The following is a 14,243-nucleotide window of genomic DNA, read 5'->3' on the forward strand; positions in this document are numbered from 1 at the left end:
AATGGGCGGTGATGAGCACTCCACGCACGGTCCTGGTCCTCGGGTCCACCGGCTCGGTCGGCACCCAGGCCCTCGACGTCATCGCCGCCAACCGCGACCGCTTCTCCGTCGTCGGGCTCGCCGCCGGCGGCTCCGACCCGGCCGCGCTGGCGGCCCAGGCCGTCGAGCACGGCGTCGAGGCCGTCGCCGTCGCCAAGACCACCGCCGTCGAGGACGTCACGCTCGCCCTCTACGCCGAGGCGCAGAAGCGGGGGTACGCGAAGGGCGGGTTCACGCTGCCGCGCGTCCTCGCCGGGCCGACCGCCATGGTCGACCTCATCGACTCGACCCCCGCGGACGTCGTCCTCAACGGCATCACCGGGTCCATCGGCTTGGAGCCGACTCTCCGGGCGCTCGACTCCGGCTCGACGCTCGCGCTGGCCAACAAGGAGTCGTTGATCGCCGGCGGGCCCCTGGTGCTCAAGGCCGCCAAGCCCGGTCAGATCGTGCCCGTGGACTCCGAGCACTCCGCCCTCGCCCAGTGCCTGCGCGGCGGCACGGACGCCGAGGTCGCCAAGCTCGTGCTGACCGCGTCCGGCGGCCCGTTCCGCGGTCGCAAGCGGTCCGAGCTGGAGGGCATCACCGCAGCTCAGGCGCTCGCCCACCCCACCTGGTCGATGGGGCCGGTGATCACCGTCAACTCCGCCACCCTGGTCAACAAGGGGCTGGAGCTGATCGAGGCGCAGCTGCTGTTCGGCGTCCCCTACGACCGCATCGACGTGGTCGTGCACCCCCAGTCGATCATCCACTCGATGGTCACCTTCACCGACGGCTCGACCCTCGCGCAGGCGTCCCCGCCGGACATGCGGCTGCCCATCGCGCTCGCCCTGGGCTGGCCCGAGCGCGTCCCCGGCGCCGCCGCCGCGTGTACCTTCGAATCACCGACCGCCTGGACGTTCGAGCCGCTGGACGACGAGGTCTTCCCGGCGGTCCGGCTGGCCAGGCAGGCGGGTTCCGGCGGGGGCTGCCTGCCGGCGGTCTACAACGCCGCCAACGAGGAAGCGGTCGCGACCTTCCTGGCCGGCGGCACGTCGTTCACGTCCATCGTGGACACGGTGGAACGGGTGCTGACGGAGGCGGACGGCTGGGCGCACGAGCCCGCCGACGTCGCCGAGGTGCTCGCCGCCGAGGATTGGGCCCGCACGCGGGCGCGGGAACTCGTGGCCACTTCGGTGGGGTCTGGAAGGGACTGAGAGTGGTCTTCTTTTTGGGCATCTTGCTGTTCGCCCTGCTGATCGGCATCTCGATCGCCCTGCACGAGCTGGGCCACTTGGCCACCGCGAAGATGTTCGGGATGAAGGTGACCCGGTACTTCATCGGGTTCGGGCCGAAGATCTGGTCCTTCCGCCGCGGTGAGACCGAGTACGGCCTGAAGGTCATCCCGGCCGGCGGGTTCTGCGAGATCACCGGCATGACCGCGCTGGAGGAGGTCCGGCCGGAGGACCAGCACCGCGCCTTCTACAAGCAGAAGACCTGGAAGCGGGTCGTGGTGCTCAGCGCGGGCTCCATCACCCACTTCATCCTCGGCTTCTTCATCCTCTACCTGATGGCCGCGATCATCGGCATCCCCAACCTGCGCAACACGCCGCTGGTGGCCGAGGTCGCGCCGTGCGTCACCAGCGTCACGGTCACCGAGTGCAAGCCCGGCGACACCTCGCCCGCGGGCAAGGCCGGGTTCCAGGCGGGCGACGAGATCGTCGCCGTGGCCGGCACCCCCACGCCGACCTGGACCGACGTGCTCAAGGTCACCCGCGACCGGTTCGGCGCCACCGATTTCAAGGTCAAGCGCGGCGAGCGGGAACTGGTGCTCAGCGTGGACGTGACCCGGGTCGACCGGGAGTACGTGCGCAAGGACGGCTCGACCTACAAGAAGGAAGTCGGCGCGATCGGCATCCTCCACCAGACCGAGTTCAACTACAACGCGCTCACGGCCTTCGGCGGGGCCGCCAAGTACACCGGCGACATGTTCGTCAACACCTGGCACGGCCTGCTCAAGTTCCCGGAGAAGATCCCGGCGGTGGTCAAGGCCATCGGCGGCGGCGAGCGCGACCTGGACACCCCGGTCAGCGTCGTCGGCGCGTCCCGGCTGGGCGGCGAGGCGGTCGAGCAGGGCCTGTGGCCGTTCTTCTGGCTGATGCTGGCCGGCCTGAACTTCTTCGTCGGCGTGTTCAACCTCCTGCCGCTGCTGCCGCTTGACGGTGGTCACATCGCCGTCAACCTGTACGAACGGGTGCGAAACTGGATCCGGAAGCTGCGCGGTCTGCCCGCGGGCGCGCCGGTCAACTACCTGCGGCTGCTGCCGCTGACCTACTTCGTGATCTTCGTGGGCGGTGCGGTGACGTTGCTGACCGTGACCGCGGACATCGTCAACCCCATCCGGCTCCAGTGATCGTTGTGAGAGGTGTTTGTCCATGAGTGACGGCGTGCTGCTCGGGATGCCGGCGTTGCCGCCCCCGGTGCTGTCCGAGCGCCGCAAGACCCGCCAGTTGATGGTCGGGTCCGTCGGTGTGGGCAGTGAGTTCCCGGTGTCGGTGCAGTCGATGACCACGACGGTCACGGCGGACGTGAACGCGACGTTGCAGCAGATCGCGGAGCTGACCGCGGCCGGCTGCGACATCGTGCGGGTGGCGTGCCCGTCGCAGGACGACGCGGACGCGTTGTCGGCGATCGCGCGCAAGTCGCAGATCCCGGTGATCGCGGACATCCACTTCCAGCCCAAGTACGTGTTCGCGGCGATCGAGGCCGGGTGCGCGGCGGTGCGGGTGAACCCGGGCAACATCAAGAAGTTCGACGACAAGGTCCGCGAGATCGCCCAGGCCGCCAAGGACCACAACACCCCGATCCGGATCGGCGTGAACGCCGGGTCGCTGGACCCGCGGCTGATGGCCAAGTACGGCAAGGCCACCCCGGAGGCGCTGGCCGAGTCGGCGCTGTGGGAGGCCTCGCTGTTCGCCGAGCACGACTTCCACGACCTGAAGATCAGCGTCAAGCACAACGACCCGGTGATCATGATCCGGGCCTACGAGATCCTCGCCGAGCAGTGCGACTACCCGCTCCACCTGGGTGTCACGGAGGCGGGTCCGGCGTTCCAGGGCACGATCAAGTCCGCCGTCGCGTTCGGCGCGCTGCTGCGCCAGGGCATCGGCGACACCATCCGGGTGTCGCTGTCCGCGCCGCCGGTGGAGGAGGTCAAGGTCGGCCACCAGATCCTCCAGTCGCTCAACCTGCGGCCCCGCAAGCTGGAGATCGTCTCCTGCCCCTCCTGCGGTCGGGCCCAGGTGGACGTCTACACGCTGGCCGAGCAGGTCACCGCCGGTCTGGAGGGCATGGAGGTGCCGCTGCGCGTGGCCGTCATGGGCTGCGTGGTCAACGGGCCGGGCGAGGCGCGTGAGGCCGACCTGGGCGTCGCCTCGGGCAACGGCAAGGGCCAGATCTTCGTCAAGGGCAAGGTCATCAAGACCGTCCCCGAGCACCAGATCGTGGAGACCCTGATCGAGGAGGCCATGCGCATCGCCGAGGAGATGGGCGAGACCGCGGGTGACGGCGAACCGGTCGTGACGGTCGGCTGAGCGGGTGGCGGACGCGCGTGGAATGCGGTCCATCTGGCAGGCTTGAAGCGTGCTGAGGCTTGCCGGCGCGCGCGTCCTGGACGAGCGGGACCTCAACGAGGTCCTCGCGGTGCTGTCGGGCGACCCGGTGGCCGCCTGCATGGTGGCCGCCCGGGTCGAGGTCGCCGGGCTGGACCCGTGGCGACTGGGCGGCGAGGTGTGGGCCTACGACCACCGGTCGCTGCGCGGCGCCCGGCTGGACGCCCTGTGCTTCGCCGGGCCCAACCTCATCCCGCTGTGCGGCAACGCGTCCGCCATCCGCAGCTTCGCCGACCGCGCGCGGCGGCGGGGCCGCATGTGCTCGTCCCTGGTCGGGCCCGCCGAGCAGGTGCTGGCGCTGTGGGAGGAGTTGGCCCCGGACTGGGGCCCGGCCCGCGAGGTGCGCGGCGACCAGCCGCTGATGGCGCTGGGCCGCACGCCGTCGGTCACCCCGGACCCGCTGGTGCGGCCGGTGCGCCCGGACGAGCTGGACCGGTACCTGCCGGCGGCGGTGGCCATGTTCATCGAGGAGGTCGGCGTCGATCCGTGCGCCGACGACGGCGGCGCGTCCTACCGGGCGCGGGTGGCCGAGCTGATCTCCAGCGGTCGCGCGTTCGCCCGGTTCGAGGGCCGGGACGTGGTGTTCAAGGCCGAGATCGGGGCCATGTCGAACAAGGTCGGCCAGATCCAGGGCGTGTGGGTGCGGCCGGACCGGCGCGGGCAGGGCATCGGCACCGCCGGGACCGCCGCGGTCGCCGAACGCCTGGTGCGCGGCCTGGGCCGGACCGCCTCGCTGTACGTGAACAGCTACAACGACGTCGCCCGCGCGGCCTACCGCCGCATCGGGTTCACCCAGGTCGGCCAGTACGCGACGGTGCTGTTCTAGGGCGGTTCCCGCCACCGGGCATACTCACCTCCCGTGACCCTCCGGACTGCCCTGGCCGTGGTGGCTCTCCTGGTGCTCAGCGGATGCGGCCTGTTCTCCTCCAAACCCGGTCCCGACCAGGTCGCCGGGGACTTCCTGGCCAAGCTGGCCTCCGGTGACGTCGACGGCGCCGTCGCGATGACCGACGACCCCGGCGGGGCGAAGGAGCTGCTGGAGAAGGTCCGCGGCGCGCTCAAGCCGACCGCCGTGCGGGCCTCTGCCGAACAGGTGCGCTCGGCGGGCGAGTCGTCGTCGGCCGACGCCACCGCGAAGCTGGAGTGGGAGCTGGAGCACGGCCGGGTGTGGTCGTACCAGACGAAGTTCGACCTGCGCCGCGAAGAGGACGCGTGGAAGGTGCACTGGGCGCCGACCGTGCTGCACCCGAAGCTGAGCGCGCAGCAGTCGATCGGGGCGTCCGAGGTGAAGCCCGCGCTGGCCCCCGTCCTGGACCGCGAGGGCACGCCCCTGCTGTCACCCGAACAGGTGATCTCGATCCTGTTGGACCCGGCGCAGGCCGGTGACGTGGGCGCGGTGGCCGGCGCGCTGGGCGCGGCGCTGGCCCGGATCGACCCGAAGATCACGGCGGCGTCGATCACCGAGGGCGTGGGCAAGGTGCCCGCCGGGCAGGTGTACCAGGTGGCGGCGTTGCGCGACGCCGACTACCAGAGCGTGAAGCCGGAGATCTACGAGCTGCCCGGGGTGCGGTTCACCAGCCAGACGAGCCTGCTCGCGCCGGCGCGGGACTTCGGGTCGCAGGTGCTGCCCGCGGTGCGCAAGGCCGTGGAGGAGGAGATCGCCGGGCGGGCCGGGTTGCGGATCTTCACCGTCAACGCGGCCGGCGCCGAGGTCGAGGACCTGCACGAGGTGGCGCCCGAGCCCGCCGAGGCGGTGTCCACCGGCATGAGCCGGGCCGTGCAGACCGCGGCCGAGGACGCGCTGGAGCCGATCGCCGAGCCCGCGATGCTGGTGGCGCTGTCCGCGTCGACCGGCGACATCCTCGCCGTGGCCCAGAACAAGCCCGCCGACGACCAGGGCGCCATCGCGCTGACCGGCCGGTTCCCGCCCGGGTCCACGTTCAAGATGATCACCGCGGCGGCGGCCGTGGAGGCGGGTGTGTCCGCGGACTCGCCGCAGCCGTGCCCGGGCAAGATGACCATCGACGGGCGGCGGATCGTGCCCAACGACAAGGAGTTCGACAAGGGGACGATCCCGCTGCACTCGGCGTTCGCGTTCTCGTGCAACACGACGTTCGCCAAGATCGCCTCGGAACTGCCGGCGGACGCGCTGACCAAGCAGGCGGAGAAGTTCGGCCTGGGCGTCGACTTCGAGATCCCGGCCATCACCACCATCACCGGCTCGGTCCCGCCCGCGACGGACGTCGTGGAACGCGCGGAGGACGGCTTCGGCCAGGGCAAGCTGCTGGCGAGCCCGTTCGGCATGGCGCTGGCGGCGGCCACGGCGGCCCACGGCTCGATGCCCACGCCGGCGCTGCTGAAGGGCCGCGAGACGAAGGCGAACCTGAAGCCGACCGCGCCGTCGCCCACGGTCCTGGAGCCGCTGCGGGCGATGATGCGCGAGGTGGTCGAGTCGGGCACGGCCCCGCAGCTGCGGCCGTACGGGGACGTGCGGGGCAAGACGGGGACGGCTCAGTTCGGTGACGGGACCAACTCGCACGGCTGGTTCGTGGGGTACCGGGGCGACGTGGCGTTCGCGACGTTGCTGCTGGGCACCAACACCTCCGCTCCGGCCGTCGACGCCTCGGCCCGGTTCCTGCGCGCGCTGGGCTGAACGGAGCACCGTGCTACCGTGTAGCACATGGAGTCGATAGGCGTCCGCGAACTGCGTCAGAACGCCAGCGTCTACCTGCGGCGCGTGGCAGCGGGGGAGTCGATCACGGTCACGGACCACGGTGTGCCGGTCGCGGTGCTCAACCCGCCGCCGCGGGACGCGACGCTCCGGGACCGCCTTCGTCTCAGCGGTGAACTCCTGCGTGCTGACGCCGGCCGTGACGTGCTCCTGGAGGACCCCGTCGAGTCCGACCTCGACGTCTCGGCCGAACTGCAGGCGAACCGGGAGGACCGGCTTTGATCTACCTCGACTCCTCCGCGCTCGTCAAGCTCGTGCGGAAGGAAGCCGAAAGTGCCGAACTCCGCGACTGGCTCCGGGTCCACACCGAGCCGGTCACCAGCAGCGCGATCGCCCGCACCGAGGTCGTTCTGGCCGTGCGGCGGGATGCCGAGCGGCTCGGGGAGCGGGCGCGCCGAGTGCTCTCCGGCGTCGAATTCGTCCCGATGACCTTCAACCTGCTCGACCGGGCCGGGGACCTCGCGGTCGAGCTGCGCAGCCTGGACGCCATCCACCTCGCCTCGGCGTTGCTGCTGCGCGGCGATCTGGACGCGTTCGTCGCCTACGACAAGCGGTTGCTGGCGGCGGCGGACGAGTTGGGGTTGCCGGTCGCCTCGCCAGGGGGCTCCTGACCGCATTGCGGGTATACGGCGCACAGAGCGTCACGGGCACGCCGTACTGTGGAGGGCATGTCCGTGCGTGCCCCTCTTGAGCCCGGTGTGCTCTCCCCGCGTCGTCCGGTGCCCGCTGAGATCGAGCGGCCCGAGTACGTGGATCGCAAGGAGCCCAAGCGCAACACCGACCCGTGGGTGCAGCCGCCCGAGGTGATCGAGGCGATGCGCGTCGCCGGGCGGTTGGCCGCGCAGGCGTTGCAGGAGGCCGGGAAGGTCATCGTGCCCGGTGTCACCACCGACGAGATCGACGCCGTCGTGCACGAGTTCCTCTGCGACAACGGCGCCTACCCCTCGACGCTGGGCTACCGCGGCTTCCCCAAGTCGTGCTGCACCTCGTTGAACGAGGTCATCTGCCACGGCATCCCCGACTCGACCGTCGTCCAGGACGGCGACATCGTCAACGTCGACGTCACCGCCTACATCGGCGGCGTGCACGGCGACACCAACGCCACCTTCCTCGCGGGCGAGGTCAGCGACGAGGTCAAGCTGCTGGTCGAGCGCACCCACGAGGCCACCATGCGGGCGATCAAGGCGGTCAAGCCCGGTCGTCAGCTCAACGTGGTCGGCCGGGTCATCGAGTCCTACGCCAACCGGTTCGGCTACGGCGTGGTGCGCGACTTCACCGGGCACGGCATCGGCCGCACGTTCCACAGCGGCCTGGTCGTGCTGCACTACGACGCCCCGCACGTGCCCACGGTCATCGAGACGGGCATGACGTTCACCATCGAGCCCATGATCACGCTCGGCGGCATCGACCACGACATGTGGGCCGACGGCTGGACGGTCACCACCCGCGACAAGAGCTGGACCGCCCAGTTCGAGCACACGATCGTGGTCACCGAGGACGGGGCCGAGATCCTCACCGTCTGCTGAGGTCGGCCACCAGGCCGGCCACGGCGGCGGCGACCGGTTCGGGCGTGGCCGCGGCGGCCAGGTGGTGCGCGTCCAGCGACCGCACCGGCCAGCCCAGCGCGCGGGCCCCGGCGGCGGCGTCCGCGTAGGCCTCGCTGAGCTGGAGGTAGCCGCACGGCCCGGTCCAGGACACCGTCGGGCGGGGCTCCTTGAGGAACGCCAGCGGCACCTCGGGGGCCTCGCCGACGATCTCCTCCAGCAACCGCACGTCCGGCACCATCGCCGAGAGCACCTCGGGTGCGAACCACGTGTCCCACCGGGGCATCAGGCCGTCGCGGGAGATCGCCTTGAGGTGGGCCATGCGCTCGGCCGGGGCGTCGTCGCGCCAGCTTCGGCCGGGCGTGGGCAGTTCGGCGTCCAGGAACACCAGGCCCGCCACCGGGGTCTCCAGGGCGTCGGCGAAGGCCGGCAGGAGGGGACCGGCGCCGCTGTGCCCGACCAGCACCAGCTCGCCCTCCACCAGCGAGTCCTCCACGGCGTCGGCGAAGACCCCGATGATCCGCTGGTGCACGGGGGCCGCGTTCACGGTGACCCGCAGGTCGAGCAGGAGCGTCGGGTGGCCGTGCGCGGCCAGCGCGTCGGCCAGGGGGCGCAGGCTCGCCGGACCGAGGTAGGGGCTGTGCACCAGGACGGTGGTGGCGGGCACGTCGACCATGACGTGGATGATGTCAGCCGGGACCGACAACGGAGGGACTTCGAGGACTGTGGGCGGTGCGCTGCTGGTCGCGGGCACGACCTCGGACGCGGGCAAGAGCGTCCTGGCGGCCGGGTTGTGCCGCTGGCTGACCCGGCTGGGGGTGCGGACCGCGCCGTTCAAGGCCCAGAACATGTCCAACAACTCCGTGGTCACGGTCGAGGGCGGCGAGATCGGCCGGGCCCAGGCGCTCCAGGCGGCGGCGTGCGGGCTGGAGCCCAGCGTGCGGTTCAACCCCGTGCTGCTCAAGCCCGGCGGTGACCGCTCCTCGCAGGTGGTGGTGCTGGGCAAGGCGGTCGGCGAGGTGTCGGCCCTGTCCTACCGCGAGCGCAAGGCCGGGCTGATGCGGACCGTCCTGTCCACCCTGGATGGTCTGCGCCGGGACTTCGACGCCGTGGTCTGCGAGGGCGCGGGTTCCCCGACCGAGATCAACCTGCGGGCGAACGACATCGCCAACATGGGCCTGGCGCGCGCGGCGGACCTGCCCGTCATCGTCGTCGGCGACATCGACCGCGGCGGGATCTTCGCGCACCTGTTCGGCACCCTCGCCCTGCTCGACCCCGCCGACCAGGCCCTGGTCAGCGGGTTCGTGGTGAACAAGTTCCGCGGCGACCCCGCCCTGCTCGACCCCGGCCTGCGCCAGCTCGACGCCCTCACCGGGCGGCCCGTGCTGGGCGTGCTGCCGTGGCGCGAGGAGCTGTGGCTCGACGCCGAGGACTCCCTGTCCTACACCGCCGACGGCGTGATCGGCCGCCCCGCGCCCCCGCACGGCGACCAGTGGCTGCGGGTGGCCGTGGTGCGGTTGCCGCGCATCTCCAACGCCACCGACGTGGAGGCGCTGGCGTGCGAGCCGGGCGTGTCGGTGCGGTTCGTCACCGAGCCGTCCCGGCTGGCCGACGCGGACCTCGTCGTCGTGCCGGGCTCCAAGGCCACGGTCAGCGACCTGCACTGGCTGCGGACCACCGGGCTGGCCGACGCGATCGCCCGCCACGACGGCCCGGTCCTGGGCGTCTGCGGCGGCTTCCAGATGCTCGGCCGCGCCATCGAGGACGCCGTCGAGTCGCGCGCGGGCGCCGTCGAGGGCCTGGGCCTGCTCGACGTGGACATCCGGTTCGAGCCGGAGAAGACCCTGCACCGCCCGCACGGCGCAGCGCTGGGCGAACCGGTCACCGGGTACGAGATCCACCACGGCCGCGTGGTCCGCTCGACCGGACCGGGCCTGATCACCCTGCCCGACGGCACGCCGGAGGGCGTCCTGGCCGGCCGGGTCGCCGGCACGCACTGGCACGGCCTGCTGGAGAACGACGGCTTCCGCCGCGCGTTCCTGCGGTGGGCGGCGGGCCACGCGGGCCGCGACGGGTTCACCCCCGCCCCGGACACGGACTTCGCCGGCCGCCGTGCGGCGCAGCTGGACCTGCTGGGCGACCTGGTCGCCGACCACCTCGACACGGACGCGGTGCTCGCGTTGCTCGAACACGGTGCTCCGGCCGGACTTCGAGTCGTCCCACCCGCGGGCGCCCCGCCGATCGCCTGAGCGGTGTCGGGGTCGTGCGCGACCACCAAGTCGCGCCGGGTGCCACCAACGGCGTGCTCTCGGGCGGGTTGTCACCGGGGTGCGGCGGAGCGGGGCCTGATCGGCCACCAAGCCGGGGCTTCCACTCGCCGGGTCACCGGTGGTCCGCGCGGGCCGGGCCGCGGTGCGGAACCACTGCGAAGTCGAGAAGGGGCCTTACTTCTCCGGCACCGAGGTGCGGTTCAGGCCCGAGGAGGTCCCGCGTGCTTGACGCGCGTCGCATCGCATGGCAGGCGTCCCCCTTTCCAGCGCGAGTGGCTGTATAGGGAAAGTACCGGTGACGCCCTCCGGAATACGTGGCCCGATCGGGGGAAGAGCCGCTACTTCTCGTGACGGAGAACGGCCCAACCGCTGTCCGAGGGCGCTTCCGTCCACCCTTCCGGCCACTTCCGCCGCGCGTCGCCGAGTTTCGTGCGCGCTCCGTCAAGGGCGGCCGCGGTGTGGACGCCGAAGTCGGTCTCGCCCTCGAACCGCGCGCCGCGGAACACGGCCTCGGCGAACGTGACCCGGCGGAAGTCCGCGAGCCCGCGGAACCGGGCCTCGCGGAAGTCGGCCGGGCCGGTGAACCGCGTGCCCCGGAACGTCGCCGGGCCCACGAACGTCGTCCCCGTGAACGACGCCGACCGCACCCGCGCGTGGGTGAGCGTGAGCTTCACGAGGGTGGCGTGGGACAGGTCGAGGTCCACGTCCGACCAGAACGCCTCCGGGCGGTCCGGCCGCAGGTGGCCGACGAGCAGGTCGGTGGCGGTCTGCCGGACCTCCTGCTCCTGGAACTTGCCGGTGTCGCGCGGGCCGATGCGGTCGCGGGTGTCCGGCGGGAGGCTGAACGGCATCCGCAGGTAGGCGCACACCAGGTTGACGATGGTCTGCCGGTGCGCGGGGTTGCCCTGGGCGAGCCGTTCGAGGGCGTAGAGGCCGGCCAGCCGCACCGGGGCCTTGTCGCTGCCCAACTGGTCCGCGGCCTTGCCGTACAGCTCGGTGACGCGGCGCTCGGTGGCGTCGTGGTCCTTCTGCGCGAGGTCCAGCTCGGTGGACCGCTGGCGGCGGGCGGTCAGCAGCAGCGCCGCCGCGCCGCCCGCGCCGAGCACGATGCTGGACGCCGTCCGGATCACGTCCAGCCGCACGCCGTCGCGCGCGTCACCGGACCCCAGCGTCACCAGCAGGACCACCACGGCCGCCGCCGCCAGGACGACCAGCCCGACGCCCCAGGCGGTGATCGTCCTGGCCGACAGCACCCGGTGCTCCACGCACCCAGGTAATCGTCACCCGCTGCGAGCGTCAACCACCTCTCTGTGCACGATCGGGGGTGTCGCCGGTTTCGACCACCGGACGGTCGTGGCCGCCATGCCCGCGATCACCAGGGCGGCGGCCCCGATCCGCACCGGCGACACGGCCTCGTCCAGCAGCAACCAGCCGGAGAACATGCCCGCCACCGGGACCAGCAGCGCGAACGGCACCACGGTCGAGGCGTCGTACTCGCGCAGCAGGAACCCCCAGACGCCGAACCCGAACAGCGTCGAGACCCAGGCGATGAACAGCAACGCGCTCACGCCGGTCCAGCGCAGGTCGCTCAGCGCGGCCCACCCGGCGGCCGGGCCCTCGAACACCAGCGACAGCCCGAGCAGCGGCAGGACCGCGACGGCGCTGACCCAGACGATGAAGCTCAACGCGTCCGGCGGCTTGGCGTAGCGGGTGGCGACGTTGGACAGCCCCCACGCGACCGCGCCCAGCACGACCAGCAGCAACGCGGCGATCGGGCTGCCGACGCCGTAGTCCAGCGCGATGAGCATGATCCCGACGGCGGCCACGGCCATGCCGGCCAGTTGCACCGGGCGTGGGCGCTCGCGGAGCAGGACGGCGGCGAAGACCACCGTGAAGATGACCTGGCTCTGCAGGACCAGCGACGACAGCCCGGCCGGCATGCCCGCGCCCATGCCGAGGAAGAGCAGCCCGAACTTGGCCACGCCGAGCAGGAACCCGACCGCGAGCACCCACTTCCACGCCACCCGCGGCCGGCCGACGAACCACAGCGCGGGCACGGCGGCGGCCAGGAAGCGCAGCGCGGAGAACAGCAGCGGCGGGAACTCGGCGAGACCGACCTTGATGACGACGAAGTTGACGCCCCAGATGCTCGTGACGAGGACCGCCAGGGCGACGTGGCGAGGTTTCACCCCGCCGAGTCTTCGCGGACGCACTGTTTAGCACCAGCGAATACTGCTTAGGTTTTGGGTTTAGTATCGCTACATGCTCGATCTCGGGAGGTTGCGGGCGCTGCACGCCGTCGCCACGCACGGGTCGGTGGGCGCGGCGGCCACCGCGCTGGGGTACACGCCGTCGGCGGTGTCCCAGCAGATCGCCAAGCTGGAGCGCGAGACCCGCACGACGCTGTTGGAACGGCGCGGGCGCGGCGTGGCGTTGACCGACGCCGGGTTCCTGTTGGCGACCACGGCCGGGCAGGTGCTGAAGCTGGTCGAGGAAGCCGAGGTCACGCTGGAGGAGCAGCGCGGGGCGGCGGTCGGGGAGCTGCGCATCGGCGCGTTCGCCACGGCTGCGCGCGGTTTGCTGCCGGCGACGCTCGTGGCGCTCGCGCGGGACCACCCGGCGCTGGACGTGCGGCTGGTGGAGATGGACCCGCCGGAGGGCCTGGAGGCGGTGGCGCGGGGCGAGCTGGACATGGCGGTCACGCACGACTGGGTCAACACGCCGTTGGCCGTGCCGGACGCGGTGTCGCGGGTCCGGTTGGGCGAAGACGTCGCGGACGTGCTGTTGCCGGTGTCGCACCGGTTGGCGGCGCGCGAGGTCGTGGTGCCGGAGGACCTGGCGGGGGAGCGGTGGATCTGCCAGCCGGAGGGCACCATCTGCCACGACTGGCTGGTCAACACCTTCCGCGGTGCGGGCCTGGAACCCGACCTCGCCTACCGGATCGCCGAGTACGAGACCCAGTTGGCGTTGCTGTCCAAGGGGATCGGGGTCGCGTTGCTGCCCCGGCTCGGGCGCGGCGAACTGCCCGCCGCGGTCCGGGCGGTGCCGTTCACGCCGACGCCCACGCGCCGGGTGTTCGCGGTGTGGCGGACGCAGGCCACCCGGCGGCCCGCCGTGGCGGCCACCCTGGCGGCGCTGCACGGCTGTTGGGGTGAACGTTCGACCGCCTGAGTAACGATCGCGCAACCCGGGCCAGCGGCGCGGCGCGCGCCGACGACCCTGGTTGCGGGCACCCGGAAGCCACCACCCAGGGGACCTCCCAAGGATTCATCCGCCGCCGTGGGAGGTCCCCGCCCGGCTCGTTCAGTCCTTGTGGCGTTCCAACAGCTCCTCCAGGAACCCGCCCGCCTCCGCGGCGGCCCGCGCCGGGTCGCGGTCGCGGACCGCGTCCAGGAGGCCTGCGTGGGACACGTGGTCGTCCTCGTGGTCGGTCTCGACCGTCGCCGTGATGCTCGCCCGGACCGCCTCCGTCAAGCCCTGGTAGAGCTGGTACAGCAGGTTGTTGTGCGAGCACTGCACGAGCATCAGGTGGAACGCGGCGTCGCGCTCGACCAGGCGGTCCCAGTCCTTGGCGGCCAGGGCGGCGTCGCGTTCCGCGAGGAGCGCGGCCAGGCGGGTCAGCTCCTCGTCGGTGCGTTCGGTCGCGGCCAGCCGAGCCCCCTCGACTTCCAGCGTCCGTCGCACCTGGAGCACTTCGCGCAGCTCGCTGCCGCACAGCCGGCGCACCGCGCCGGACAGTTCGCTGGTGGCGCGCACGAACGTGCCGTCGCCCTGTCTGACCTCCAGCAGCCCCGCGTGGGACAGCGCACGCACCGCCTCCCGCACGGTGTTGCGGCCCACGCCGAGGGCGTTGACCAATTCGGGTTCCGGCGGGATCCGCCGGCCCACCGGCCATTCACCGCCGGCGATCGCGCCCCGCATCTGGTCGATCACCTGGTCGACGAGTCCGGCCCGTCGGGTAGTGGCCAACGGCACAGCGTCGTCCTTTCATCCGAACATCCCATGTCTGCGA

General features: G+C 72.0%; 14 protein-coding genes. 10 read left to right on the plus strand and 4 right to left on the minus strand.

Annotated features, from left to right (window positions below; translation table 11 throughout):
* Window positions 1-11 precede the first annotated feature (11 nt).
* The 8 genes from dxr to map are packed head-to-tail and all read left to right on the plus strand — an operon-like array spanning window position 12 to window position 7,943.
* Complete coding sequence (gene dxr, locus AB0A74_RS13905; RefSeq protein WP_358249263.1) at window positions 12-1,232, plus strand: 1-deoxy-D-xylulose-5-phosphate reductoisomerase; 1,221 nt, start codon at window positions 12-14, stop codon at window positions 1,230-1,232.
* 2 nt (window positions 1,233-1,234) lie between these two features.
* Window positions 1,235-2,428, plus strand: coding sequence for a site-2 protease family protein (locus tag AB0A74_RS13910; protein WP_358249265.1), 1,194 nt, complete (start codon window positions 1,235-1,237; stop codon window positions 2,426-2,428).
* 46 nt (window positions 2,429-2,474) lie between these two features.
* The gene (gene ispG / locus AB0A74_RS13915) at window positions 2,475-3,608 is read left to right on the plus strand and encodes a flavodoxin-dependent (E)-4-hydroxy-3-methylbut-2-enyl-diphosphate synthase (RefSeq protein ID WP_358249373.1); all 1,134 of its coding nucleotides are present in this window, start codon (window positions 2,475-2,477) and stop codon (window positions 3,606-3,608) included.
* 49 nt (window positions 3,609-3,657) lie between these two features.
* Entirely contained in the window at window positions 3,658-4,512 is an 855-nt protein-coding gene (locus AB0A74_RS13920) for a GNAT family N-acetyltransferase (protein ID WP_358249267.1), read from the plus strand.
* 33 nt (window positions 4,513-4,545) lie between these two features.
* Window positions 4,546-6,339 carry a penicillin-binding transpeptidase domain-containing protein gene (locus AB0A74_RS13925; protein WP_358249269.1) on the plus strand — a complete coding sequence of 598 codons (1,794 nt, stop codon included), beginning with the start codon at window positions 4,546-4,548 and terminating at the stop codon, window positions 6,337-6,339.
* A gap of 27 nt (window positions 6,340-6,366) precedes the next feature.
* Window positions 6,367-6,639 (plus strand): type II toxin-antitoxin system prevent-host-death family antitoxin, encoded by a 273-nt coding sequence (locus AB0A74_RS13930; RefSeq protein WP_358249271.1) that lies wholly within the window; start codon window positions 6,367-6,369, stop codon window positions 6,637-6,639.
* Window positions 6,636-7,028 (plus strand): type II toxin-antitoxin system VapC family toxin, encoded by a 393-nt coding sequence (locus tag AB0A74_RS13935; RefSeq protein ID WP_358249272.1) that lies wholly within the window; start codon window positions 6,636-6,638, stop codon window positions 7,026-7,028. The genes AB0A74_RS13930 and AB0A74_RS13935 overlap by 4 nt, the downstream gene beginning before the upstream one ends.
* A 57-nt stretch (window positions 7,029-7,085) precedes the next feature.
* A complete protein-coding gene (map, locus tag AB0A74_RS13940) occupies window positions 7,086-7,943 on the plus strand; it encodes a type I methionyl aminopeptidase (protein WP_358249274.1) in 858 nt (285 codons plus the stop codon).
* Here map and AB0A74_RS13945 read toward each other — a convergent pair.
* Window positions 7,930-8,637 carry a hypothetical protein gene (locus tag AB0A74_RS13945; RefSeq protein WP_358249276.1) on the minus strand — a complete coding sequence of 236 codons (708 nt, stop codon included), beginning with the start codon at window positions 8,635-8,637 and terminating at the stop codon, window positions 7,930-7,932. The two genes, map and AB0A74_RS13945, sit on opposite strands and share 14 nt — an antisense overlap.
* A gap of 7 nt (window positions 8,638-8,644) precedes the next feature.
* Between AB0A74_RS13945 and AB0A74_RS13950 the strand changes: the two genes are divergently transcribed.
* The gene (locus tag AB0A74_RS13950) at window positions 8,645-10,210 is read left to right on the plus strand and encodes a cobyric acid synthase (RefSeq protein ID WP_358249277.1); all 1,566 of its coding nucleotides are present in this window, start codon (window positions 8,645-8,647) and stop codon (window positions 10,208-10,210) included.
* A 359-nt stretch (window positions 10,211-10,569) separates the two neighbouring features.
* Here AB0A74_RS13950 and AB0A74_RS13955 read toward each other — a convergent pair whose 3' ends face one another.
* Together AB0A74_RS13955 and AB0A74_RS13960 are read right to left on the minus strand one after the other, a co-directional pair.
* Window positions 10,570-11,496 carry a pentapeptide repeat-containing protein gene (locus AB0A74_RS13955; RefSeq protein ID WP_358249279.1) on the minus strand — a complete coding sequence of 309 codons (927 nt, stop codon included), beginning with the start codon at window positions 11,494-11,496 and terminating at the stop codon, window positions 10,570-10,572.
* Window positions 11,497-11,511: 15 nt separating this feature from the next.
* Window positions 11,512-12,420, minus strand: coding sequence for an EamA family transporter (locus AB0A74_RS13960; protein WP_358249281.1), 909 nt, complete (start codon window positions 12,418-12,420; stop codon window positions 11,512-11,514).
* Window positions 12,421-12,493: 73 nt separating this feature from the next.
* Here AB0A74_RS13960 and AB0A74_RS13965 point away from each other — a divergent pair, with 73 nt between their 5' ends.
* Window positions 12,494-13,402, plus strand: a complete 909-nt coding sequence (locus AB0A74_RS13965; RefSeq protein ID WP_358249283.1) for a LysR family transcriptional regulator — start codon at window positions 12,494-12,496, stop codon at window positions 13,400-13,402.
* Between the two features lie 132 nt (window positions 13,403-13,534).
* On the opposite strand, the gene AB0A74_RS13970 is transcribed toward AB0A74_RS13965, so the two are convergent.
* Window positions 13,535-14,206 (minus strand): FadR/GntR family transcriptional regulator, encoded by a 672-nt coding sequence (locus AB0A74_RS13970; protein WP_358249284.1) that lies wholly within the window; start codon window positions 14,204-14,206, stop codon window positions 13,535-13,537.
* Between the last annotated feature and the right edge of the window lie 37 nt (window positions 14,207-14,243).

This window comes from Saccharothrix sp. NPDC042600 (assembly GCF_040647305.1).
GTDB classification, from domain to species: Bacteria; Actinomycetota; Actinomycetes; order Mycobacteriales; family Pseudonocardiaceae; genus Actinosynnema; species Actinosynnema mutabilis.